We start from the raw sequence: 25,673 nt of genomic DNA on the forward strand, positions 1-25,673 counted from the left end.
CGAGCGGCTTCTTCTTCGCCTTCATGATGTTCGGCAGCGAGGCATAGCGCGGTTCGTTCAGACGCAGATCGGTGGTGACGACCGCCGGCAGCTTGATCTCGATCGTCTGCAGGCCGCCATCGACTTCGCGGGTCACCTGAGCCTTGCCATCCCCGATCTCGATCTTCGAGGCGAAGGTCGCCTGGGCAGTCCCAAGCAGCGCCGCCAGCATCTGGCCGGTCTGATTGCTGTCGTCGTCGATCGCCTGCTTGCCGACGATGATCAGCCCCGGCTGTTCGGCATCGGCCACAGCCTTCAAGATCTTCGCCACAGTGAGCGGCTCGATCTGATCGTCGGTCTCGACCAGGATCGCCCGGTCGGCGCCCATGGCAAGGGCGGTCCTCAGCGTCTCCTCGGCCTTGGCCGGGCCGATCGAAACGACCACCACTTCCTCGCACTTGCCGGCGTCCTTCAGCCGCAGCGCCTCTTCCACCGAGATCTCGTCGAACGGGTTCATCGACATCTTCACATTGGCAAGCTCGACACCCGTGCCATCCGGCTTTACCCGGATCTTCACGTTGTAGTCGACAACCCGTTTGACTGGGACGAGTATCTTCATGGGCAAACCCCCTTTATTTCTAGACTGCGTCAGTGCGGTCGTTCGGCAAGCAATAGCCAGAAGGCGAAGAACGGCGTGTCGAGCGACCTCATGGCATGTTTGATGCCTGGGACATTGTAGAAGGATCCGCCGATACCTGGCGAAAACCAGTCACCTTCCCCCTGCTGGAACTCTCCCTCGGAAAGCACGAGATAGACTTCCTCGGGCGCATGGTCGTGATCGGGATAGCGCACGTGAGGCGCCATCAACGTCACGCCGATCCACAGGTCGCTCCGCTCCTCCAATCCTCCCGGGCCGATAATCATGGCGTTGGCATGCCCATCGACAAAATTGCCGCTGGCCGTGTGGTCATACTTGCTGCGCCGACGCCATTCAAGCATTGGCTCGATGCCTTTGAACCCCTCGATCAAACGCGTCAGCGAAGGATAGGACGTATCGATCGAGAGCGCCACATCAAGCTGAGCGCACACGGGCAATCGGCTTCCCTGCCCTGCGCGCACAATACCCGGGCGCTCCAGCGCCGCAAAAATCTGACCGACCGAGCGGCGGGCTTCCGGGGCCTTGGCGAACTGGTCGAAAGCCACGAAAGCCGCATCCACGAAAAACTGCAGGCTTTCATTGCGTAAACTCATGTCATCACCTCCGGAGACGATCGGCCGGCAAGCGGTCCGCTCTTGCGATCAGATATCTTTCGCGATGCGCAGCCCGTCATAGACGGCGGCATGCGTGTTGCGTGCGGCGACCGCATCGCCGATCCGGAACAGCTGGAACTTGCCATCAGGATTGCGGATCACGGACTGAGGTTCTCCGGAAAGAAGCTGGTCATGCGACATCTCGCCGAGATTGCTCGAGCTGGGTTTCAGCTCGAAATAGAGCTCATCGAGCGGAATGGTCCCATGATTGACGACGATCTGGTCGAAGCTGTGCTGCCTGGCAATCCCGCCGTAATCGCTGCCGACATGGGCGACGAGCTGGTTGCCGCTCTTTTCGACGGCTTCGAGACGATAGGTGACGGTGAAGGTCACGTCGTGCTTCTGCAGCGACCGCATATAGGGCACCAGGTTCATGGCCATGACCTCGGGCGCGAAGGACCGGTCCGGCGTCATGATCTCGACCTTGGCGCCTGCCTTGGCGAGAAATTCGGCCGCCTGAAGGCCGGCATGGTCGCCGGCATCGTCGAAGATCAGCACGTTGGTTCCAGGCTTCACGTCGCCGGAGATAATGTCCCATGAGGAGACCACCAGGTCGTTGCCGCTGGCGAGAACCTCGGTATGCGGCAAGCCGCCGGTCGCGATGATGACGACATCGGGGTTCTCGGCCTCGATGGTATCGGCTTCCGCCCAGCTGTTGAAGTGGAAGGTGACGTCGTATTTCTCGCACTGGCTCATGCGCCAGTCGATGATGCTGATCATCTCCCTGCGGCGCTCGCTCTGGGCGGTGAGGCGGATCTGCCCGCCGGGATTGTTGGCCGCTTCGAAAACGACGACCTGGTGGCCGCGTTCTCCGGCGACGCGCGCCGCTTCCAGACCGGCCGGGCCGGCGCCGACGATGACGACCTTTTTCTTGGTGTCTGCCTTTGCCACGATATGCGGCATGGTCAGTTCGCGGCCGGTGGCGGCATTGTGGATACAGAAGGCTGCCCCGCCCTGGTAGATGCGATCGAGACAGTAATTGGCGCCGACGCAGGGACGAATATCGTCTTCCCGCTTTTCGATGATCTTGCGGACGATGTGCGGGTCGGTCATGTGGGCGCGGGTCATGCCGACCATGTCGACCTTGCCGGAGGCGATCGCGTGGCGCGCGGTGGCAACGTCAGGGATTTTCGCTGCATGGAAGGTCGGGAAATTGGTTGCGGCGCGAATTTCGCCGGCGAAATCGAGATGCGGCGAATTCGCCATGCCCTGGATCGGGATCACGTCGGTGAGACCCGCATCGGTATCGATGTGACCGCGGATGACGTTCAAGTAATCGATGAGGCCGCTTGCTTTCAGGCGCTTGGAGATTTCGATGCCGTCGCCCTTGCCGGTACCGCCGGGAAGACATTCGTCGGCGGTATAGCGCACGCCCAGAATGAAGTCGTTCCCCACCCTTTGCCGGATCGCCTTGAAGACATCGAGACAGAAGCGCAAACGGTTGTCGAGCGAGCCGCCATAGGGACCGTCGAGCTCGTTGGTGAGCGGAGACGTGAACTGGTCGATCAGGTGGCCATAGGCTTCCAGCTCGACGCCGTCCATGCCACCTGCCTTCATGCGCTCGGCAGCGTCTGCGAAATCCTTGATGATGCGCTCGATGTCCCAATCTTCCATCTTCTTCGGGAAGGAGCGGTGCGACGCCTCGCGCTGATGCGATGGCGCCACCACCGGCAGCCAATCACCCTTGTCCCAGCGTGTGCGACGGCCGAGATGGGTGAGCTGGATCATGATCGCCGCACCCTCTTCATGCACGGCATCGGTCATTTGCCTGATCCAGGGCACGATCTCGTCCTTGTAGGCGAGCAGGTTGTTGAAGACCGGCGGGCTGTCCCTGGAAACCGCGGCCGAGCCTGCCGTCATCGTCAAGGCCACACCGCCCTTTGCCCGCTCCACCGTATAGGCGCGATACCTCTCCTTCGGCATGCCGTCTTCCGGATAGGCCGGTTCGTGGGAGGTCACGATGATACGGTTGCGCAGAGTCAGATGCTTGAGCTGATAGGGCTGAAGAAGGGGATCGTTCGACATGGGCCGTGGTTCCGGATTAAAAACGTCAGAGGAGACGCTAAGCACAATGTACATATGTGTCAACTTGGAAAACAACCTGGTCGTTGATTTCGACACCGATGTACATTTTTCTTGTACGCAGCTTCACAATTTGATAGGAGATAATCCATGGATCAGGCTCTGAATGACACAGGCTGGCGCGGATCACAGGAGGGATGGCTGGAAGCAGCATACCACTCTCTGCTGGATTCCGGCGTGGATTCGGTGAAGATTCTGCCCCTGGCGAAGAAGCTCAACCTCTCGCGCACGAGCTTCTACTGGTTCTTCAAGGACCGGGAGGAACTTCTGGCCGGGCTCGTGGCGCGCTGGCGCGACAAAAACACCGGCAACATCGTCAAGCAGTCCGAAGCCTACGCGGAATCGCTCGCCGAGGCGATGCTCAACGTCTTCGATTGCTGGCTCAACAATGATCTGTTCGACGCCAGGTTCGAATTCGCCGTGCGCAGCTGGGCGCTGCAGTCCGACGAGATTCTCGCCGAGGTCCGGCAAGCCGATCAGCTTCGCCTGGAAGCTCTCAAGCGGATGTTTATCCGGTTCGGGCTACCAGAAGCGACATCAGATGTCCGAGCGCGAACAACTTACCTCGTGCAGATCGGATATATCTCTATGCAAGCTAAGGAGGAACTCGCCGTCCGCATGAAACGGATTCCAGAATATATCGCGATCTACACCGGCGAAGTGCCGCAGCAGAGGGAGCTCGATCGCTTCTTCTCTCGGCATGGCTATAGGCCCGGTTAGGGAAGGCCGGGATGAGCGCTTCCTTGAGGATCGGTATCATTGGCGGCGGCGGCTGGCTTGGTGGAGCAATCGCCGGCTCGATCCTTGATGCCCGCCTGGTCGAACCTCGAAATCTCTCCCTCTCCTATCGCAGCGAGCAGCCGCGCCGTTTCCCGAATTCTTTCCTGACCACCGACAATCGGGCGCTTGCCGACCACTCGGACGTGATCCTTCTCTCCGTCCGCCCTGATGACTGGCATGCTCTTGATGTCGATGCCGGCGGCAAGCTCGTCATCTCAGTCATGGCGGGCATCCGCCTGGACGCACTTTCCGAGCGCCACAACACCGGGCGCGTTGTCCGCGCTTTGCCCAATGCCGCCGCCGACGTGGCCAAGTCCTATACGCCGTGGATTGGCGCGAACGATGTCACCGAAGACGACCGGGCCCTCGTCCGCGCGATTTTTCAGGCATGCGGATCTGAGGACGAGGTCGCAAGGGAAAGCGACATCGATTACCTCACGGGTCTTTCCGGGTCAGGACCGGCCTTCCCGGCGTTGCTCGCCGCCGCCATGATGCGCGACGCCGTCGCAAATGGCCTGCCGGCGGAGATTGCGCGCCGCGCCGTCAACACGGTGATCACAGGCGCCGGCCGCCTGCTGGAGCGCCGCGACGAATGTCCTGACGACGTCGTTCAAGCCTTTGTCGGCTATCGCGGCACCACTGCGGCGGCCATCGAAAGTATGCGCGTTGCGGGGTTCGACGCTTCGGTCGCGAAGGGACTATCGGCTGCATTCAAGAAATCGGTGAGTATGGGAGACGCTTCCTGACAACCGTTGGAGTGGGTCCTGCGGCGCCCCGCTCAGCAAAACCGGCCGCTAAACAGAGGGAACGAGAATGAAAAAACTATTCGCATCGACATGTCTGACGTTCGGCCTGATCGGCGGGGCGTCTTTCGCCAGCGCCGCCGAATGCGGCACTGTCACCATCGCCAGCATGAACTGGCAGAGTGCAGAGGTTCTCTCCAACCTCGACAAGTTCATCCTGAACGAAGGTTATGGCTGTGAGGCCGAAATCACCGTCGGCGATACGGTCCCGACGATTACCTCGATGGCCGAAAAGGGCCAGCCGGATATCGCGCCGGAAGCCTGGATCGACCTGCTGCCCGATGTCGTCAAAAAGGGAACGGAAGAAGGCCGGATCGTCCAGGTCGGCTCTCCGCTGCCCGATGGCGGCGTGCAGGGCTGGTGGATTCCCAAATATCTGGCCGATGCCCATCCTGATATCAAGACCATCGGCGACGTGCTGAAGCATCCGGAACTCTTCCCCGCTCCCGAGGACCCGAAGAAGGGCGCCATCTACAACGGGCCGCAGGGCTGGGGCGGCACCGTGGTGACCACGCAGCTCTACAAGGCCTTCGAAGCCGACAAGGCTGGCTTCACCCTCGTCGATACCGGCTCGGCTGCCGGCCTCGATGGTTCGATCTCCAAGGCCTACGAACGCAAGGAAGGCTGGGCCGGCTATTACTGGGCGCCGACCGCGCTGCTCGGCAAGTATGAGATGGTCAAGCTGGAAGCCGGCGTGCCGAACGACGCCGCCGAATGGAAGCGCTGCAATACCGTCGCCGATTGCCCTGATCCGAAGCCGAATGCATGGCCGGTCGACAAGATCGTCACCCTCGTTGCAAAACCTTTCTCGGAAAAGGTCGGCCCTGAAGTCATGGACTACCTGACGAAGCGCTCCTGGAGCAACGACACGGTCAACAAGCTCATGGCCTGGATGACCGACAACCAGGCGACCGGCGAGGACGGTGCCAAGCACTTCCTCAAAGAAAACAAAGACCTGTGGAGCAAGTGGGTCTCGCCTGAGGCAGCCACCAAGATCGAAGCTGCTCTCTAGAACAGGATGATTTTAGGCCCGTTCGGCCTAAAATCTGAATCCTGTTCTAAGTTAAATAGTGAGAGCATGATGTCGTCCGAAAACCGCTCACACTTTTCGGCATCATGCTCTAACGCCGACTACTGCGGTGCGCTTAATGCGCACCGCCTCTCGCTGCCGATAAAATCAAAAAGACTGCCACGGCTCTTTGAAGAAAAAGGGGAACCGAATGGAATGGTTTTATAAATTCCCGCATATGGATGACGACGCCCTTCGCAATCTGAAGAAGGCGATCGATGACGGTTTTCGCGCATTTACCCGCACCTATGGCGACGCGATCGAAAGCCTCTTCTCCCCGCTGCAGCATTTCCTGATCGCCGCCGACCGCTTCATGACGCAGACGCCGTGGCCGATCATTACGGCAATCATCCTTGTCATCGCATGGTTTGCCAGTCGCAGCCTGAAGATCGTCCTCGGCTGTCTCGTTACACTGCTGCTGATCGGCTATTTCGACATGTGGGACGATACGATGCGGACGGTCTCGATGATCTTCGTCTGTACCGTGCTCTCCATCGCCATCGGCATTCCGATGGGGATATTGATGGCGCGTTCCGACCGGCTGCAGCGCGTTATCAATCCGATCCTCGACGTCATGCAGACGATGCCGAGCTTCGTCTATCTGATCCCTGTCGTCATGCTGCTCGGCATCGGCAAGGTGCCGGGACTGATTGCCGTCGTCATCTACGCCATCCCGCCGATGATAAGGCTGACCGACCTCGGGATCCGCCTGGTCGACAAGGACGTGCTCGAGGCAGCCGATGCGTTCGGAACGTCGAGTTCGCAGAAGCTGTTCAAGGTCCAGCTGCCGCTGGCGCTTCCCACCATCATGGCCGGTATCAACCAGACCATCATGATGGCGCTCGCCATGGTGGTCGTCGCCTCGATGATCGGCGTCCAGGGCCTTGGCCAGCCGGTTCTGAAGGCGATCGCCAACCAGTACTTCACCCTGGGTATTTTCAACGGCCTTGCCATCGTCGGCATCGCCATCATCTTCGACCGGGTCAGCCAGGCGTATGGCAAGCGGCTCCAGAAGCATCGGGAGATCGTCCATGGCTGATCAACGTTTCGGCGGCATCAAGATCCGCCATCTCTACAAGATCTTCGGTCCCAATCCTGGCGCTCATGTCGATGCCGTCAAAAAGGGATTGTCGAAGACCGAGCTCAACGAAAAGCACGGCCACGTGCTCGGCCTGAAAGATATCAATGTCGAGATACCCTCGGGCCGCATCCAGGTCATCATGGGCCTTTCGGGTTCGGGCAAGTCGACGCTCATCCGCCACATCAACCGTCTGATCGATCCAACCGCCGGCGAAGTGCTGGTCGACGGCGTCGATGTGGTGAAAATGAACGAGACCGAATTGCGGACATTTCGCCGGCACCAGACAGCAATGGTGTTTCAGAAGTTCGCGCTTCTGCCGCACAGGAATGTTCTCGACAATACTATCTTCGGCCGCGAAGTGCAGGGCATGGAGCGCTCGAAAGCCGTCGACGTCGCCATGGGCTGGCTGGAGCGGGTCGGCCTGAAGGGCTTCGAGAGCAAATATCCCAACCAGCTATCGGGCGGCATGCAGCAGCGTGTCGGGCTGGCGCGAGCCCTCTCGAACGATGCGCCGGTTCTGCTGATGGACGAGGCCTATTCGGCGCTCGACCCTCTGATCCGCACCGATATGCAGACGGTCCTTCTCGACATTCAGAAGGAGATCAAGAAAACCATCGTCTTCATCACCCATGACCTCGACGAAGCCCTTCGGCTGGGCGACCAGATTGCGATCCTGCGCGATGGCGAAGTCATCCAGCAGGGCACCAGCCAGGACATCGTTCTGCGTCCGGCCGACGCCTACATCGCCAACTTCGTCAAGGAGGTCAATCGAGGCCGGGTCATCCAGGTCGATGCCGTCATGACATCCTTGCATTCCGGTGCGGTGCCAGGCGGATTGACGATCGCATCCGGCACGACCGTCGAAGATGCCGTCCGGATCCTGGCATCGGCGGCGCACGACGATGCCAGGGTGGTTTCACCATCCGGGGAAGCCTTGGGGCTTGTCACCTTCCGCCAGCTCGCGGGCGCGATGGTGAACTCGCAGGAGGTGGCTCCCCGACGCGACAGCGCCCTCTCGGTCGCACTTTGAAGCTCTCAATGCGGCCGTCTTTCCGTTTCGTTGCCGACACAGATATCAGGTACGTCGCCATCTCCGGAACTGGGAAGTCGGCCGCCTGACGCCTGGGGATCACGATGTCAAAACTCTTCCCGCGTTTGTTTTCGCCGATCGGCCTGCGCGGGCGCGGCGAGCGTCGCGGAAACAGAGAGTCTCGACGTCGACATCGGCGTGTTGGAAACGATTCCGTCGCTTGTGCCTTCAGTGAGAAATCATTGCTCAGCTCAAAGAACCGAACGCATCGCACGCGGCGGCATCATGCCGGCGTCCCATCGTTCGTGCCAAATGAGAAACTAAAGATCTCTGTCCACTTTGCGCAGTTCATTGCGCGGAACAGGCGGCTTCAGCGGCGCTGGTTCATATACATTTTGCGCAAGATCAGTCCAGACTGCGTCACGAAAAGCCGGTTGGCCGACAATATCGGGACCCGACAATTGCTCCACAGCTAAGGAACAGTAAGATGAAACCCGACCGTGACCATGATGGTTCGCGGTCCCAAAGCCAAGCCCGTCCATCCCATCACCCCCAAAAGGATGGAAGGGATCATACATACGCACTCCATCCCGTGCGTATGCCTGCATGCCTGTCAGCCTGCCGAAGGCATCTTTAAGCGGTCCACTAAGAACCTTCGGCAGGCGACTGCGCGGCCCTCGAACGGGGCGTTCTCTATAAGCTTCCAGATGATGTGCATCCGGCAAGATCGCCGCGGGTAAATCTGTGGCGTGGCGGATACAGCTGTAAATCACTCCTTTAGCGTAATCGTTTTATCAGCGGGTTATCACCATAACCGGCAACGTGACGTCTTGCCTATGCCGGCGGGTTCTGTCAGCTCCTGTCGTCTGGGCGACAAATCTGCGCTGGATGGGAACGATCGATAATGCATTCAACGGGTTGGTCTTTTTGACGCCTGCCACGCCCGAGTTCGGCCTGCATCAGCTGACGCACGCCGCTGGTCTCGATGCCGATATCACGCGGAGATCCACCTGCTCCGCTGCAAGCTGCTGCACTTTATCCAACAATCGTCTAATATACATCCAAGCCCCGCTCATCCATCCCGTCTGCGGTCTCTGATGAAGTGCCGCGGCAGGGGACGACCATCCATGACGACCGGCAAGGCTGGCAGAGGTACGCGCACAAATCCGACATTCGGGTCGGCCGCGCGTCGCGCTGGCACCTGCGAGCAGTGGAAAAGAGCATGCCGAAACAGCCAGATCGAACAATGGGAGCAGCATGACTGAAAATAGCCCTCCCCCATTTTCATTTCGATTTAGTGGTTCGTCCTTCGACAACATGGTCGAAACGCTGGGCGGCGCTTTTGGCGCATTTGATGCCGAGCCCGTCGGCCGCGCCAAGGACTTCCATTGGGGGCTGGATTTCTCCGTCTGTGACAAGGCCGTCCTGCTGACGGGTTATCACGAGGCGGAGTTTCAGTTCAATATCGAGCCGACCGTCGATACGTCGGAGTATCTGTCGATTGTCGTGCCGCGCAGCGGCGGCATGGGGGTCACCTATGGGTCCCGCATCGCCGAGGCCGGACAAGGAAAATTGCTTCTTTATAACAATTTCGAGCCCGACAGCGTCATCATGCATGGGCAATCGAACGTCATCGACGAGTTGCTGATCAACTGGCCCGTCATCCTGCAGACGATCGGCCAGACTTTCGAGATGCCGTTCAGCGGCTCCCTCGACCTGCTGCCTGAACTGGATCTGTCCAAGCCGGAAGGCCGGTTGATCGGCAATCTCACGGAAACCATCATCTCGGGGATGCGCGACGATGGCCCCTTGCTGCAGTCGCCGATTGCCATGGCGCATATGACGCAGGCGCTGGCCGATCTGGTCGTGCGCCTGGTGCCGCACCGGCTATCGCATTTCCTGGAGAATGGCCCTGCCCTGATTGCCCCCCGGCATGTCCGCAGAGCGATCGAATTCATGCACGCCAATATCGATCAACCGATCACAATGACGAAGGTGGCCGAAGCGGCCGGCGTCTCCAGCCGGGCACTCGAAACCGGGTTTCGTGCCTTCAGGGGGACCTCTCCCGCCGCCTATCTGCTAACGCTTCGGCTGCGCGCCGCGCGCCAGGATCTGCTCGATCCCGAGAGCAAGGACACAATGAAGGCCATCTGCCTCAAATGGGGCTTCTTTCATTTCGGCCGGTTTTCCGCAGTCTATAAAAACACATACGGAGAATACCCTTCCGACACCAGGAAGCGCGTGATCCGGCGATAACGCAAGGGGTTTAGGTCTCGTCCCTCGGCGGCAATGTGTAATGCACTCTCATCGTCCTTGGATCGCGCTTGACGATCTGCAGCACCCCTTCGCGTTCCGCCAGGACGTTGAGTTCCCTGAGCACGAGAGAATGCGCAATCCCCAGCTTGCGCGCAAAGGCGCGGCTGTCACCCGCAATCCCCAATTCCGCGGCGACAAGGAGACCGGCTTGGATGGATGTCAGCCTGATATCCCTGCCTTGCGCCGCGGCGACGAGGGCAAGAAAACGATCGGCGTCGGAGGCTTCTTCGCTCACGCGGTTTTTCGCCGGCGGAAGGACACCATGATGGATTTCGAGGTGGGCGTATCGCTTTCCCTGCCCGCGCTGCCAAGCGGCACGAGCACGTTCAGTTCGGGATAGTAACCCGCTATGCTTCCTCGCGGAATGTCATAGGGCACAAAGCGGAAATTCTCGGCGATGCGCTCGATACCGTCATCATGCTCGCCCACCACGTCGACCCGGTCACCGGCCTCGGCATTCATCGCCGTCAGGTCGGCTGGATGAATGAAGATGACCTTCCGCTCCCCGTAGACGCCGCGGTATCGGTCATCGAGACCGTAAACCGTCGTATTGTATTGATCGTGCGACCGGAAGGTCTGCAGAGCGAAACGCCCCTCACCCTTTCGCGCCCGTTGATGCACCGTCTCCTCCGGAAGCGCTTCGCAAGAAAATGACGCCTTGCCTGCCGGCGTATCCCACTCCCTGTGGGCGGCCGTGTTGCGCAGGTGGAAACCGCGCGGCTTGCGCAGGCGCTTATTGTAGTTTTCGAAGCCTGGAATGGTCGCCTCGATATGATCGCGGATGAGGTCGTGGTCGTCGGCAAGCTCTGACCAGTCGACCACGGCGGAGCCGACCGTCGCCTGCGCAATGCCGGCAATAATGGCGACTTCCGAGAGGAGATGTGGCGAGGCCGGACGATTGATGCCGGCAGATCCGTGCACCATGCTCATCGAATCCTCGACGCTTATGAGCTGGGAGTTGCCTGCCGCGTTCAGATCCATCTCGGTGCGTCCGAGGCACGGCAAGATGAAGGCCGTCTCGCCGGGCATGAGATGCGAATGATTGGGTTTGGTCGCGATGTGCACCGTCAGCTTCAGCCGCCGCAGCGCCTTTTCGACGAGTGCGCTGTCGGGCGTGGCGCGCGCGAAATTGCCGCCAAGGCCGATGAAGGCCTCGGCCGAACCATCGAGCATTGCTCCGATCGCGGCAAGGACATTGTGGCCATGTTGGCGGGGAACGGTGAAGCGGAAATGCTTCTCCAGTGCATCGAGGAAATCGTCCGATGGCTTTTCGTTGATGCCGACGGTGCGGTCGCCCTGCACGTTGGAATGGCCGCGAACCGGGCAAAAGCCGGCACCCGGCCGGCCGATATTGCCGCGCAGGAACATGAAATTGGCGATTTCGCGGATCGTCGCCACCGAATGCAGATGCTGGGTCACGCCCATCGCCCAAGTGCAGATCACCCGCTCGGCGCTGATATAGACATCGGTCGCCCGTTCGATCTCCTGCCGGCTCAGTCCCGACTGGTCCTCGATCTCCGCCCAGCTGGTCGCCTCGACCGCTTTCCTGTATTCCGCAAAGCCCGCGCAATGTTCGGCGAGGAAAGCATAGTCGAGAACGGAGGGCAGACCGGCGGCGACGGCGGCGTCTTCCGCAGCCAGCACGGCCTTTGCCATCCCGCGCACCGCGGCCATGTCGCCGCCGAGCTGCGGCTGCAGATAAAGGCTGGCGATATCGGTCGAACCGCCGCGCAGCATCTCGACCTTGTCTTGCGGGTCGGAGAAGCGCTCCAGGCCGCGTTCGCGGATGGGATTGAAGACGACGACGCGCGCGCCGCGGATCGCCGCCCGGCGCAAGTCGCCGAGCATCCTCGGATGATTGGTGCCCGGGTTCTGCCCGATCACGAAGATCGCGTCGGCCTCTTCGAAATCCTCCAGCAGCACGGTGCCCTTGCCGACACCGACCGCCTGACGCATGGCGATGCCGCTCGCCTCATGGCACATGTTGGAGCAATCGGGAAAATTGTTGGTGCCGTAGACGCGCACGAACAGCTGGTACAGGAAGGCAGCCTCGTTGCTCGCCCGGCCCGACGTGTAGAATTCCGCGCGGTTGGGATTATCAAGGCCTGTCAGAATGCTGCCGATCTCGGCAAAAGCATCCTCCCACGCGACCGGCAGGTAACGGTCGCTCGCCGCATCGTAGCGCATCGGATGCGTGAGGCGGCCATTGAGTTCCAGTTCATAGTCCGTCAGCCGGCGAAGCTGCGATACAGTCTTTTCCGCGAAGAAGGCGGGCGTGGCCCGCTTCTCCGTTGCCTCCCAGGCGACGGCTTTCACGCCGTTCTCGCAGAACTCGAACGATGATCCGTGCTCCGGATCGCCCCAGGCGCAGCCCGGGCAATCGAATCCATCCGGCTGGTTCGCCTTCAGCATCGTCCGCGCCCCTGAAATCGGCATGCCGCTTTGCAGCAACCGCTTGCCGCAGCTCTTCAAAGCGCCCCAGCCGCCGGCTGCCGCCGATTTCTTACCAATGAATTTTGTGTCCATGCGCCCTGTATTGCCGAAGCGGGGAAAACATCAAGGGCGCACGAGCGATGGCTTGATAGGAAATACCTATCAAGAATTTAGCCGACGTCCTTCATGGCATGCCGTTCTTCAGGCGAATGTGCGAGGATGCGATTGCGGCCTTGCGTCTTGGCGTCGTAGAGCGCGGCATCGGCCTCGGTCAGAAGGCGGCTCGGGTCGATCCTCAGGGTGGCTCCCGTCGCGCAGGATATGCCGATGCTGGCCGTCACCCGTCCGAATTCGCTGCCGGAATGAACGATATTCTCCTGGCTTAGGAGACGCGCGAATTGCTCGGCAACGATCATTGCCCCTTTTGCACTGGTAGCGGGGAGCAGAACCACAAATTCCTCTCCGCCGTAGCGTGCAACGATATCTGCCGGCCGGCTCACCGACTGGCGCAGGCACTTGCTGACGACACGCAGGCATTGGTCTCCGGCGGGATGACCATAGGTGTCGTTATAGGCCTTGAAGCGGTCGATATCGACCATCAGAAGGCTGAACGACGTGTTTTTCCTGGCGCTGCCTGCGGTCTCACGTGCGAAAGCTTCGTCGAAAGCCCGGCGATTGACGATGCCGGTGAGCCCATCGGTCTCGGCGAGATTCTTCAACTGCTCCGCCGACAGCCTGAGGGCGATTTCCGCCTGCTTGGTCGCCGTGATGTCGGAGACAACGGCCATCGCTGTGCCGTCTTCCGCTAACCTTGTCCGGATGCTGCGCCAGTCGCCGTTGTGAAGCTGAACCTCTTCGTCCTTGTTGCTGTGCAACGTAGCGCTGACGGACCTGATCCACTCTTCGCGGTCAGCGTCCGGGATACCCGTGCGCTCGCCGGTTTCGGCAACGCGGCGAAGGATGTCGCTGATATGAGCGCCAACCACGCGGGCGTCTCCGGATAGCGGAAAGGCGGCGCGATACTGGTCGTTGCAAAAAACGAGAAAACCCTTGCTGTCATACATGGCGATGCCATCGGACATGCCGGCCATCGCATGTGACAGCAGGTTCTTGCTCTTGCGCAATTCCCGCTCCAGGGCAGTCCGCTCCGTCACGTCACGCGTGACGCCGGCAAGGCCGATCACCCGTCCCTGCCTATCCTTCAGCGGCACCTTGGAGGCGAGCAGGTATCTGTCTTCGATACGCTCGACGGAGTCGATCAGGGGCACCCCGGTGTCCATGACCTGCTGTTCGAGATAATAAAATTCTTCGGCGCGCGGCCGCGATATAAGATTGAAATCCGACAATCCGGTCATCTCCGCCGTGGTTCTGAAACGAAAAAGGCGGATCATATTTTCATTGACGGTGATGAACCGGCTGTTTCGGTCCTTCACGTAGAGATAGTCGGGCGACTGCGAAAACGCGGTCACCAAGATGCTTCGCTCCAGATCCCATTGCTGCGTCTTCAATAGAACGAAACCACACAGCACCGTCGCCAGGCAGTTCAATACCGTCATCGGCAGGCCGATGATGGCCAGTACGCGGGCGTGCACCAGGGTGGGAAGCACCGCCATCAAGACAATAAGTGCGCCGCCGAGCGCGAGGCTCAGCAGCGCAACGTCCATGAGCTCGGGAGATCTCTTCCGAATCCAGACATTGGCAGCCAGGCCGATACCGGTCGCGACAGCAATTGCGATCAGACCATCGATCATTGCGGCGCCGCCGACAGTAAAGCGGAAGACCATCGCCAGCGACGCCGCGAAGGCCGCCGCGATAGGTCCGCCGAACATGCCCGCCAAAGCAAGCGGCGAGAAGCGGATGTCGATATAAATGCCGGGATTGACTTCGACGGCCAGCAATATGGACCCGATGGAGGCACCGCCGGCTATGATTCCGAAGGCGATTTTTTCCTGTGTGACCGAACGGCTCTGAAATTGGATCGAGAAATGCGCCCAGAGCGAAATCGCCAGGCACACGAATGACAGGTTGCCACCGAATTGCGTCCAGATGCCATTCACTGCGTTGGATCCACCTTCCAATACATGTACCGAACCAATCATAGGGCAACACTGGTTTGAGCTTCGTTAAGCCGCAGACCCGTCAGGCTATATTCGTCAGCAGGTGCGTCTGCAGGCCGGCCGGCAGCAATGCGACGACAGGAAAACGGCGTCCGCCGCGACGATGAGGTATGGGCAGAGAGGCCCGCTGCCAGATTTGACGACATCAGAAATACGCGAAACCGGAATTGAAAGGTCATGCTCCAGGACGGCGGGAGACATCATGTCCGCCACACCCAGCGGTTCAACGGCTAGCAGCCGATGCATAAGGCATGTTTAACAATGGCATCCTCTGCGTCGGGACATGGAGCCCAATGACACAATATAGCGTTATGCGGATAAGCCTGCGCAATCGGGCCATTCGTGAGCAGCCATCCGATACCGCCAGCAATCGCGTCTGCCGACGGCATCGTCCAACGCGTCTTCGACTACTTGCAGATCGCCGCCGCCAGAAAGCCACGCATCGCCTCGCCATAAGGCGGCCGCATCATGTATTCCGCTTCCACCATCTTGCTCTGGTGATAGACGGCGCGCGGATGCGAGAAGGCGAGGAAGCCGAATTTGCCGTGATAGGCTCCCATGCCCGAATGGCCGACGCCGCCGAAGGGCAGGCCTTCCGCCGTGACGTGGCTCATGCAGTCGTTGACCGTCACCCCGCCGGAGGTCGTATTGTCGAGGACGCGGGCCTCCTCTTGCTGATCCTGGCTGAAATAATAGAGAGCGAGCGGGCGCGGCCTCGCATTGATACGATCGATGACGTCGGCGATATCGCGATAGGCAATGACCGGCAGCACCGGCCCGAAGATTTCCTCCTGCAGCACGCGCATCTCTTCCGTCGGGTTGAGGATCATGGTCGGGGGCAGGCGATGGGCCGATTGCTGGGAGAAGTTCTCCGCCGCCGGGTTGATCTCGACAATCCCAGCGCCCTTGGCCCGGGCATCGTCGATCAGGCTCTGGACGCGGGCGAGATGGCGGGCATTGACGATCGACGTGTAATCAGGATTTTCCTTCAGCGCCGGATACATTGCGCCGACCGCCGCGACCGCGTGGCCGGCAAAGGCCTCGACGCTTTCCTCGGGCACATAGACATGGTCCGGCGCCAGGCAGATCTGGCCGGCGTTCAGCGTCTTGACGGTCATGATGCGGCGCGCCGCGTCGGCGAGGTCGGCCGAGCGGCCGACGACGACGGGTGATTTTCCGCCGAGCTCGAGCGTCAGCGGCGTCAGGTTTTCCGCCGCCGCGCGCATGACGTGATGGGCGATCGCAGTTCCGCCGGTGAAGATCAGGTGGTCGAAGGCAAGTGATGTAAAGGCCGTGCCCGTGGCCGGTCCGCCCTGAACGACGGCGATTTCCGTTTCGTCGAAGACGCCGGCAATGAGCTCCGCCATCAAGGCGGCCGAAGCCGGCGTTACCTCAGACGGTTTGATCATCGCGCGGTTGCCGGCGGCGAGAATGCCGGCAAGCGGCGCAAGGGCGAGCTGATAGGGGAAATTCCACGGGCTCAGGATTCCGACAACCCCCTTCGGCTGATAAACCACTTCGGCCACCGCATCCGGGAACAATGCCTCGTGCTGCTCGGGCTTCAGCCATTCGGCAAGATGGGCCTTGGCATATTTGAGTGAACCGACGCAGGTAAAGACATCGAGAAGCAGGCTCGCCTCGACGCTGCGGCTGCCGAAATCCTCCGATAGAGCCGCGGCGATCGCATCCTTATGATCGACGAGAAGGGCGATGACGCGGTCGATGCGATCGATGCGGGTCTCGATGCTCGGCGGTCCTTCCCTCAGGAAAGACGCCCTTTGCCGGTCAAGCAGCGCCTTCATCGCATCGGGGCTGGTATCGGTGGCGATTGGGGTGACGGTGTTCATTGTTTCCTCCCTTGAACGGTGTCAGACGGCCGGCTGACGCACGACCGGTTTCAGCACGACGCCCTTTTCCGAATCCTCCACCGCCTGATTGATGTCGGCGAAATCATAGAAGGTGATCAGCCTGTCGAACGGGAAGCGGCCCTGCCGATGCAGGTCGATCAACAACGGGATCAGAATGTCGGGATTGGAATCGCCCTCGACGATGCCGCGGACCCGGCGCCCGCCGGACAGGATATGGGTGAGGTCGAGCGTCAGCGTCGCGCCATGGGGCGAGGCCCCGACGATGCCACAGGTGCCCCGCGGCGCCAGCACACGCACGCACTGGTCGATGACGGCGGGCACGCCGGAGGCATCGATCGAATAATCGACGCCGGCGCCGGTCAGCGCCATGATCGCGGCGACCGCGTCGCTCGCCTTGCCGTTGACGATGTCGGTCGCGCCGAGCTCCGCTGCAAGTGCCAGCCGCGTCTCGTTGACGTCGACGGCGATGATCCGTGAAGCGCCGACGACCCGCGCCGCCATCACGGCGGCAAGACCGACGGAACCCATGCCGAAAACCGCGAGCACTTTTCCGGGTTCGACCTTGAGCGCATTCATGACCGCGCCGGCGCCGGTCTGGATGCCGCAGGCGAGCGGCCCGAGCAGCGCCAGATCCGCATCCTCTGGCACTTTCACGATATTGCGTTCATGGCAGAGTGCGTGGCTGGCGAAGGAGGATTGTCCGAAAATATTACCGTGAACCCGCTCTCCCTCGCATGAGAGCCCGCTCGAACCATCGGCGCGCGCACCGAAGAAGTTGCGCGGGAAGAATTCGTGGCAATAGGTCTCCTCGTGATCGTTGCAGCTCGGGCAATGACCGCAGGAATTGAAGGTCATGACCACGTGATCGCCGGGCTTGACCTTGGCAACGCCCGGTCCGACACGCTCGACGATGCCGGCGCCTTCATGGCCGAGGACGACCGGCTGCGGCACCGGCAGATGCTGGTCGCGCATGACGATATCGGTGTGGCAAACCCCTGTCGCCACGACGCGAACCAGGATTTCACCTTCGCGCGGCTCCTCCAGATCGAGCCTTTCCAGCGAAAACGGCGTATGGGGCGCACGCGCCACCGCAGCATGGATCTTCATTGCTTTCCTCCTCCCGATGATCGGCTGGTAAACGGCTATCAGCGGCCGCGCTTGTAGGCGCCGAGCCCCGGCTGATAGGTCTTGTCGTCGAGGAACTGTTTCAGCCCCTCGTCGCGCCCCTTGGTCTTGTCGAGAAACAGCATCTGCTCCAGCTTGGCGTAGATGTAATCGTCGGCGAGATCCCATGGCAGGTTGCGCACCCGCTTGTAGGTGTCCTTGGCGGCCTTCAGCGTCACCGGGTTCTTTTCGAGCAAGCTGGCGCAGATCTTGCGGACCCGGGTTTCAAGCTCGGCCAGCGGCACCGCCTCGTTGACGAGACCCATTTCGGCAGCCTTGCGCCCGCCGAACAGTTCGCCGGTCATGATGTAGTAGAGAGCGTCGCGATGGCGCATCACTTCGGCGACCGCACGGGTGACGTTGCCGCCCGGCAGAATGCCCCAGTTGATCTCGGAGAGGCCGAAATTTGCTTCCTCGGCGGCGATGGCGAGATCGCAGGACACCAGCGGCGTAAAGGCGCCGCCGAAGCACCAGCCGTTGACCATGGCGATCGTCGGCTTTTCGAAATACATCAGCCGGCCCCACCAGTTGCCGGACTGGCGCCGTGCCTTCAGCGTGACGTCACGCGGCTTGTCGTCATTGTCGCGGAAATATTCCTTCAGATCCATGCCGGCCGACCAGGATTGCCCGGCGCCGCGCAGGACGAGGACGCCGCAGCGCTCGTCGCCCTCGAGTTCGTCGAGCACTTCGAGCATCCGGGCATTCAGGGCCGGATTCATCGCATTGCGCTTTTCCGGGCGGTTGAGGGTCACGAAAGCGATGCCACTATCGAATTCGACCAGAACCGGCGATTGCATGTCAGTCATGAGGTTACTCCATGGGTTTCGGCGTGAATGCCGGGGCCGCGTCACAAGGCCTGTCGTTGAAGGGTTTCGTCGGAATGGAACTGGCGCAGGACATGTTTCTGCACCTTGCCGGAGGCAGTGCGGGGAATGGCCTCGACGAAGAGGATGCGGGCCGGGCGCTTGAAGGCGGCGAGCCTTGCCGCGCAATGGCCGGCGATCTCATCGCCCGTTGCCACGGCACCCGGCCGCAGCACGACATAGGCGAGGCCGCATTCGCCCCATCGGATATCGGGAATGCCGACGACCGCGGCGTCGAGGATATCGGGATGGCTTGCGAGCGCTGCTTCGACCTCGGCGGGGTAAACATTCTCGCCGCCGCTGATATACATGTCCTTCAGCCGGTCGACGATGCGATAGAAGCCGTTCGCTTCGCGCCGGCCGAGATCGCCGGTGCGGTACCAGCCGTCGGTGAAGGCGGCAGCGGTTTCCTGAGGCTTGTTCCAGTAGCCAGGCGTCACGGCCGGCCCGCGCAGCCAGAGTTCGCCGATCTCGCCGTCATCAACCTCGCGGCCGTCCTCATCGACGATGCGAATGTCGAGCAAGGGTGCGGGAAGACCGACGCTGCCGGGATTGTCCTGTACGGCGCGCCGATCGATCGGCACGTGCAGAACCGTTCCGGCCTCGCTCATGCCATAACCGTTGACCAGCGCAACACCGTCGTCGAGATAGCTTTCGATCAGCGCCTGCGTCAGCGGCGCGCCGCCGACGAAGAGCGCATGCAGGCCGGCGAGCGCGGCGGCGCTATAGGCAGGGTCATTGCGCAAGGCGAGCGCGATCTGCGGCACAGCGAAATAATGGGTGATGGCACGCTGCCGGTCGGCAAGGGCTGCGAGCGTTCGCGCCGGCGTGAAGCGGTCAGAAACGACAAGCGTGCCGCCCAGCATCAATGTGGTGCGCGCCACTGCGATCAGCCCGATCGTGTGGAAGAATGGCAGGTCGCACAGGGCGACGGATCCCGGCCCGATCTCTCCGACGACGGAAAAATTGATGGCGGCGAAAAAGGCGTTGCGGCGGGTGATGACGACGCCTTTCGGCTGTCCCGTCGTGCCCGAGGTGTAGAGAAGGACGCAGGGGCCATCGGCATCGGCAGGCACCGGAGCAGCCGGAAGACTTGCCTCGATCCGTGCTGCCAGCCCGGCCGGACCGTCGGCCGTCGATATCACCCCCATCTCAGGATCGGCGCTCACAAGGCTGGCGACGGTTGCCGCGAACTCCTCGTCGTGAACGAGCAGAGCCGGCGCGCAATCGGCAAGGATCGGCCGAAGCTCGGCGGCGTTAAGGCGCCAGTTGAGCGGCACGTAGATGGCGCCGGCACGCTGGCAGGCAAAGGCGACCACGATCGAATCCATGGAGTTGCGTGCCAGCATGGCGACACAGGCCCCGTCGCGGCGCGCTCCGAGCACATCGCTCAGGAGGCCGGTACAGCAGGCGATCCGCGCATCGAGTTCGGCATAGGTGAGTTGCCGGCCGGTAGCGATCTCGAACAGAGCCGGACGGTCCGGTGCGACGCGAGCACGGTAAAGGATCGGATCATCCGTCACCAGTCCGCAATCTGCCGACGAAGCTACCCCGGAAAAGGAATGCGCCATTATTTCCTCCCATGCCCGTCGCTCCCACAACAGGCACCAAATTTGTATGCAACACATACTAATATCTTTTCTCGGAGATGCAAGGGCCGTTTGCGGCAATCCGCTCATTCGGACGGGCGCGGGAGAAATTGAGATCGGCGATATTGACTAACCTGCTGATTTTGATGGTTATGGCGCCTGAACCAGGCGAGACGAACAATGACCAAGCAAGCACCGCAGGACGATGTCGAGGGCGAAGAGGCACCCGTAACACCGCCGCTCGACGTCGGCCGGCTCGGTGATCTCCTGGGTTTTCATCTGCGCATGGCGCATGTCGCGATCTATCGCGACTTCGCCGACACCATGGAGGAGCTGGCGCTGACGCAGAAACAGCTCGCGGTGATGGAGCTGCTTGCGGTCAATACCGGCGCATCGCAGATCGACCTGGCCAATACGCTCGGCACCGATCGCGCGACCATGATGGCTCTCGTCAACCGGCTGGCAGCCCGCGACCTGATCGAGCGCCGGCCTTCCCAGGCGGACCGCCGCCGCCAAGAACTTCATCTGACCGAGGCGGGACGCGCCATGCTCGCACAGGCGCGCAAGCTGATCGACACGCACGAGCAGCGTTTCATCGACCTGTTTTCGCGCGATGAGATGGATGCGCTGCTGGCTGCGCTGAAGCGGATCTACAAGGGGAACTGAACCCGTCGCTTTTCCCGGCGGGCCTGGGTTCAGACCCACTTGCAGCAGAGAAGCATCATGAGCGCTCCCGGCTCAACCCAGTCATAGGCTTCGAAGAAACTTAAATTTCCCGCGACATCTCATGGATGAGAAGATGCCCAATGGGCTCCCGATTCACGAATTCCGCCTCGACGTGTTTAAGAACATGGCGCTGCCCAGCGAACGGCACCATGGCCTCTGCAAATGACACCCACTGAAATTCGCTGTGCTCATCGTTGATAGAAACTGTCTGCTCGGCATTCACAACGCCGACGAGACGGGCAGCATGCTGATGGCATTGCGATCAGCCTCATAAAATTGCTCGCAGATATCTGCGGAATAGAGAAAGTCGCAGATCAGGCCTGTCTCTTCACAGACCTCTCGCAACGCGGTTTCCCAGGCCTTCTCGCCGTCCTCGATCCCGCCGGCCACTGGCACCACTCACCAACCAACGTGTGATTTCGGCGTAAAAGCAGCACCTCATATCCAGACGTTCTTTTGCGGATGACGACGACCGATACAGCAAAACAACGGATTGGAATTTCGGCCATTCGCCCTCTCCTCCAAAATGATCCTTTGCGTCGTCGGTTGGCATAACAGGAAATTCCGCAACGCGCACAACGTCCGCTTCCGGCGCAAACCGGAAGCACTGATTGCCCAATGAAAGCCTGCTCCGGGCCGGTTCCCGTTGGTCCGCTTCTGGTGCCGCATCTTCGAAAGCGGTCGCAATGTTCCAATCCATCGTCACCCATTGACGTGGGCATATTTCATCACAACAGGGTCAAGCGGAAGTGTGCGGCCACTGGAGTGGCGAAGAAGTTCCGCGAAAGTGTATTCGCCGGTCCACGTCGACGCCAGGAACTCACAATCGAACCAAGGCGAACACTCGGCACTTATTCCAAGATCCTTTGGGCCAACAGATAGGCACGCGCCGCGAAATCCACGTCAGGCAGCGCAATCGGACTGTCGACGTTGTCGATTTTTCGGCTGAGTCACTAGCGCTCGTTTCGTTCAGAATCGACGGTCTTAGCGCGCTTTAAGATTCAAACGCTGTTTCGGCTCGACATAGCTTCTAGTGGATTCAATGTTCCGTGCTAAACTGAGGTCCGGAAATCTAGCAGGATCGGGCGCGGCTCGCATGTGGCAGGGACTTCGTCGGCTTCACATTCAAATTGCAGTGTCCGTCCCGCCGCTCGTGGTGGCCCTCACGTCGCCGGCATTCGCCGCCGATCCATTCGCCTCGAACAACGGCCTCTATCGCGATCAGAGCCAGCGGCAGGGCACGTACCGGAGCCTGAACTACGACTATCCGGAAACCGCCGATGCCGCGGCCGGCAACGACATCTACGTCCAAGACCATGTCGACGTTCACTAGGGGGCCATCCGGCCGGCTTGACGGTTCGTCGGGGCAGGAATGGAGCGCTCCGTCTCAAAATCGCCAGCTGACGGTGATGTTCGCCGACCTTGTGGGATCAACCACGCTGCTCGAGGAGCAGGGCCCCGAAGCCTTCAGCGATCTCCTGCGCGTCTATCACAACCTCTGCACGGAGGCGACGCGGGCGCAAGGCGGCATTGTCGCCAATTATCTCGGCGACGGTGTCATCAGCTATTTCGGGTATCCACGGGGAATGGAGGACGATCCTCTCCGCGCCGTACAGGCGGCATGGACGATCCTTCAGAACCTTAAGCAGATGAGCGGCAAATCGGCGGGTTTCACGCTTGCCGCGCGGATCGGCATCGCCACCGGTCGAGTCCTCATCCACGAGAAGCCGGGCGATCACTACGGCGAGAACGTGGTCGGCGCCTGCCTGAACAAGGCGGCGCGGCTGCAGGCGCTCGCTTTGGAAAACACTGCGATCGTCTGCGGCGCCACGCGAAAGCTGGTGGGAAAGGCCTTCGAATTCGAAGATCTTGGGCAGCAATCGCTGAAGGGCTTCGAGCGGCCGGAAGCCGTCTACCGCATTAAGCCGCGGCGGCGCAAAGGGCTCAGCCGCTTCGAAGCGCTGCGTGGCGAGCGGCGCACGCCGCTGGTCGGGCGGGCCGAAGAGCTTGCGCTGCTGCGCAAAATGATGGCGCAGGCGTCGGACGGGGGCGGCGGCGCCGCCGTTTTGGTCGGCGAGCCCGGCATCGGCAAATCGAGGCTCATCGATACGTTGCGACACGACGAAGCGCAGGAGAGCGTCCGTTACCTGTCGTTGCAATGTTCGCCCATACACCAGTTCTCCGCGCTTCACCCGGTGAAGGACTACCTCGACTGGGTCTCCGGCGTGAACGCCGACGATCCGCCGGAAACTCGCCGCGACAAGCTTCGCAGACTGTTCCAGTCGGCTTGGCAGGCGAACGAGGAGCAGACGGCAGTACTGATGGACGTGGTGGCGTCGAGTGGCCCGGGGCAGGAAGCCAACGCCGACATCGGCATCCTGCTCAAACGCCGCTTGGCCTTCCAGATACTATCGCGAAAAGTGTTCAGTACGGCGATGCCGGGCCGCCCGCTTTTCCTGGTTTTCGAGGACGTGCATTGGATAGATCCCACGTCGGCCGAGTTCCTGGAAAACCTGGTAAGGAATGCGCCCGACCATGCTGCCGTCGTGCTCGCGACCACCAGGCCGGAGGGACCATTCGCCGACCGGCTGAACACGTTTGGCGAAGTCGTGCAGCTGGACCGCCTGAGCGACGCCGAGGCCGTCGAACTGGCGAAGGCGGCGGGCCGAGCCGCCGGGTTGGACGGCAAGGCGCTACAGGCCATTGTCGAAAAATCGGACGGCGTCCCTCTCTTCATCGAGGAATACGCCCTGATGCTCGCGGAAAGTTTTGGCGCGCGCCAGGGAACGGGAGAGACGGAGTTAAGAAGCATACCTTTGACGCTGGGCGGGCTTGTGCAGAACAAGCTGGACCGGCTCAACCCGCACGCGCAGAAGGTAGCCCGCATCGGGGCGGCCGTCGGCCGCGTCTTCGACCTGCGACTGGTCAGAAGCCTGTCGGAACTCGGCAAGGACGCCTTCGACAAGGCTCTCGACGCGCTGGAGACGGCGGACATCGCGCATCGCGACGCCGGCATGGGAAGCAGTCGCGCCGCCAGCTTCAAGCACGCGCTGGTGCAGGATGCCGTCTATGCGTCGCTGAGCACCGCCGAGCGGAGACGTCTGCACGGGGCCGTGGTCGACGCGATGCTCTCGGAGGAAGACGGCCGCCGCTTGTCGGCCGAGGTGCTGGCGAAGCATCTGCTGGAGGCCGGCCGAAACGCCGAATCCGCCGAGTGGCGCCTTGCGGCGGCAATGGCGGCCGCCGGCGAGGGCAGCGCCGCCGAAGCGCTCGCACATATCACGCAAGGCCTCGCTGCGATTGAATCGGTGCCCGAAGGGCCTGAGCGCGACCGGGTCGAGCTTCGGTTGCGTGCCATCGAGGGCCCGACACTCATGGTGACCCGCGGTCCGGGTAGCCCGGCTTTCGGTGCCGCGCAGGCGCGAGCGCTGACGCTGTTGCGTGGCCAGGACAACCCGGACAATCTGATCCCTGTCATCTATAACACCGCGCTGCACGCCTGGGCTTGCGGGAGGCTCGCCGATGCCGATGCAACGACCGACGAGATATTCGATATCCTGGAGGCGGAACCGTCGGATGGCGCGTTCCTCGCCGCCCATACCATGCGAGGTCTGGTGGCCTGGCATCGAGGCGACAACGCCGAGGCTCTTGCGCATCTGAGCGCCACAGTAGAGCGCTACGATCCGGAACTCCATCGCGAGTTCTACACGCGCTTCCTGAAGGAGTTCGGGGTCTTTGGCAGGTTCTATCTCGGTCTGACCCATACCGTGATGGGCGAAACGGAAGCGGGCGCGCGTCTTGCCCGGTCCGCCCTGGATATAGCGAAGCTGGTGAAGCGTCCACATGCCTTCGGGTTCGGGCTGCTAGCGAATTTCGTCACCGCGATATTGCGGGACGATGTGCCGACTGCTGCGCGCTACAGCGAGGAAAGTCTCGAGTTTTCCGGGCGGCAGGGCTTTCCCGAATTCGCCGCCATGTCGCTCGTCTGCCAGGGCTGGGTAAAGGTCCGGCGCGGCCAGACCGAAGCCGGAATCCGGCAGATGGAGGAGGGCGCCCAGCTCTGGGCGATAACCGGCTTCGAGAACTGGCAGGCATTCTTCGCAACGTTGCTGTCGGATGCCTATGTCGCGGTCGGGCGGCTCGACGATGCGACCGTCCTGCTCGACCGGCACGACGAAAGAGTGGCGCGATTCGGCGAGGCGCAGTTCGAGCCACTATTGGCGCGTTCCAGAGCCATGCTGCTCTCCGCCGGGGGAGATCGGCAAGGCGCGGCGCGGAGTCTTCGGGTCGCGGAGGACCGCGCAAGGCGGAACAAGGCAACGCTCTGGGTTCGCGGGTAATTTCGCACTTTACCGTCGTCATCGGCAGAGGGCGGCAGAACCTTGGCATCTGAGCCGCTGTGTAAAAAGGTGGAGAATAGTTGCTCAGCAGGACTGGCGGCCCAACGGGATTTCGAACACAC

The 25,673-nt window shown here is 61.3% G+C and carries 19 protein-coding genes and 1 pseudogene; 9 read left to right on the forward strand and 11 right to left on the reverse strand.

The features are described from left to right. From B5P46_RS24795 to B5P46_RS24805, 3 genes are all read right to left on the reverse strand, one after another. Positions 1-598, reverse strand: a 598-nt coding sequence (locus B5P46_RS24795; protein WP_164986548.1) for an electron transfer flavoprotein subunit beta/FixA family protein, incomplete at its 3' end; no start/stop codon positions are given. A 29-nt stretch (positions 599-627) separates the two neighbouring features. After that, complete coding sequence (locus B5P46_RS24800) at positions 628-1,230, reverse strand: dimethylsulfoniopropionate lyase (RefSeq protein WP_129421046.1); 603 nt, start codon at positions 1,228-1,230, stop codon at positions 628-630. Between the two features lie 48 nt (positions 1,231-1,278). Further along, entirely contained in the window at positions 1,279-3,315 is a 2,037-nt protein-coding gene (locus B5P46_RS24805; protein WP_129421047.1) for an NADH:flavin oxidoreductase, read from the reverse strand. 147 nt (positions 3,316-3,462) lie between these two features. Here B5P46_RS24805 and B5P46_RS24810 point away from each other — a divergent pair, with 147 nt between their 5' ends. The 6 genes from B5P46_RS24810 (at position 3,463) to B5P46_RS24845 (ending at position 10,391) form a co-directional block, all read left to right on the forward strand. Continuing rightward, entirely contained in the window at positions 3,463-4,092 is a 630-nt protein-coding gene (locus tag B5P46_RS24810) for a TetR/AcrR family transcriptional regulator (protein ID WP_029871401.1), read from the forward strand. A gap of 11 nt (positions 4,093-4,103) precedes the next feature. Then, on the forward strand, positions 4,104-4,898 hold the full coding sequence (locus B5P46_RS24815) for a pyrroline-5-carboxylate reductase family protein (protein WP_129421048.1): 795 nt from the start codon (positions 4,104-4,106) through the stop codon (positions 4,896-4,898). Positions 4,899-4,965: 67 nt separating this feature from the next. Further along, a complete protein-coding gene (locus B5P46_RS24820; protein ID WP_027664581.1) occupies positions 4,966-5,967 on the forward strand; it encodes an ABC transporter substrate-binding protein in 1,002 nt (333 codons plus the stop codon). Positions 5,968-6,175: 208 nt separating this feature from the next. Continuing rightward, on the forward strand, positions 6,176-7,063 hold the full coding sequence (locus B5P46_RS24825; RefSeq protein ID WP_003551014.1) for an ABC transporter permease: 888 nt from the start codon (positions 6,176-6,178) through the stop codon (positions 7,061-7,063). Then, positions 7,056-8,135, forward strand: coding sequence for a quaternary amine ABC transporter ATP-binding protein (locus B5P46_RS24830; RefSeq protein WP_129421049.1), 1,080 nt, complete (start codon positions 7,056-7,058; stop codon positions 8,133-8,135). The genes B5P46_RS24825 and B5P46_RS24830 overlap by 8 nt, the downstream gene beginning before the upstream one ends. A gap of 1,257 nt (positions 8,136-9,392) precedes the next feature. Next, positions 9,393-10,391 (forward strand): AraC family transcriptional regulator, encoded by a 999-nt coding sequence (locus tag B5P46_RS24845; protein WP_129421051.1) that lies wholly within the window; start codon positions 9,393-9,395, stop codon positions 10,389-10,391. Between the two features lie 10 nt (positions 10,392-10,401). On the opposite strand, the gene B5P46_RS24850 is transcribed toward B5P46_RS24845, so the two are convergent. The 7 genes from B5P46_RS24850 to B5P46_RS24880 all read right to left on the reverse strand — a co-directional run bounded on the left by B5P46_RS24850 (position 10,402) and on the right by B5P46_RS24880 (position 20,467). Further along, entirely contained in the window at positions 10,402-10,686 is a 285-nt protein-coding gene (locus B5P46_RS24850) for a hypothetical protein (RefSeq protein WP_129421052.1), read from the reverse strand. Continuing rightward, positions 10,683-12,977, reverse strand: coding sequence for an FdhF/YdeP family oxidoreductase (locus tag B5P46_RS24855; protein ID WP_129421053.1), 2,295 nt, complete (start codon positions 12,975-12,977; stop codon positions 10,683-10,685). The genes B5P46_RS24850 and B5P46_RS24855 overlap by 4 nt, the downstream gene beginning before the upstream one ends. 77 nt (positions 12,978-13,054) lie before the next feature. Further along, on the reverse strand, positions 13,055-14,983 hold the full coding sequence (locus B5P46_RS24860) for a diguanylate cyclase (RefSeq protein ID WP_129421054.1): 1,929 nt from the start codon (positions 14,981-14,983) through the stop codon (positions 13,055-13,057). Between the two features lie 425 nt (positions 14,984-15,408). Continuing rightward, positions 15,409-16,848 (reverse strand): coniferyl aldehyde dehydrogenase, encoded by a 1,440-nt coding sequence (locus B5P46_RS24865; protein WP_129421055.1) that lies wholly within the window; start codon positions 16,846-16,848, stop codon positions 15,409-15,411. 21 nt (positions 16,849-16,869) lie between these two features. Next, on the reverse strand, positions 16,870-17,976 hold the full coding sequence (locus tag B5P46_RS24870; protein WP_129421056.1) for an NAD(P)-dependent alcohol dehydrogenase: 1,107 nt from the start codon (positions 17,974-17,976) through the stop codon (positions 16,870-16,872). 38 nt (positions 17,977-18,014) lie between these two features. Continuing rightward, positions 18,015-18,839, reverse strand: a complete 825-nt coding sequence (locus tag B5P46_RS24875) for a p-hydroxycinnamoyl CoA hydratase/lyase (protein ID WP_129421057.1) — start codon at positions 18,837-18,839, stop codon at positions 18,015-18,017. 41 nt (positions 18,840-18,880) lie between these two features. Beyond that, positions 18,881-20,467: an AMP-binding protein gene (locus tag B5P46_RS24880; protein ID WP_129421058.1), complete on the reverse strand. Its 1,587-nt coding sequence runs from the start codon at positions 20,465-20,467 to the stop codon at positions 18,881-18,883. Between the two features lie 198 nt (positions 20,468-20,665). On the opposite strand from B5P46_RS24880, the gene B5P46_RS24885 reads away from it, so the two are divergent. Beyond that, on the forward strand, positions 20,666-21,151 hold the full coding sequence (locus B5P46_RS24885; RefSeq protein WP_129421059.1) for a MarR family winged helix-turn-helix transcriptional regulator: 486 nt from the start codon (positions 20,666-20,668) through the stop codon (positions 21,149-21,151). 100 nt (positions 21,152-21,251) lie between these two features. On the opposite strand, the pseudogene B5P46_RS24890 reads toward B5P46_RS24885, so the two are convergent. After that, a pseudogene (locus tag B5P46_RS24890) lies at positions 21,252-21,720 on the reverse strand (NUDIX hydrolase). A 587-nt stretch (positions 21,721-22,307) separates the two neighbouring features. Between B5P46_RS24890 and B5P46_RS24895 the strand changes: the two are divergent. Next, positions 22,308-22,544, forward strand: coding sequence for a hypothetical protein (locus tag B5P46_RS24895; RefSeq protein ID WP_129421060.1), 237 nt, complete (start codon positions 22,308-22,310; stop codon positions 22,542-22,544). Next, a complete protein-coding gene (locus tag B5P46_RS24900; protein WP_281023591.1) occupies positions 22,528-25,551 on the forward strand; it encodes an AAA family ATPase in 3,024 nt (1,007 codons plus the stop codon). The genes B5P46_RS24895 and B5P46_RS24900 overlap by 17 nt, the downstream gene beginning before the upstream one ends. Positions 25,552-25,673: the final 122 nt, after the last annotated feature.

It is taken from the genome of Rhizobium leguminosarum (genome assembly GCF_004123835.1).
GTDB lineage: Bacteria > Pseudomonadota > Alphaproteobacteria > Rhizobiales > Rhizobiaceae > Rhizobium > Rhizobium leguminosarum_M.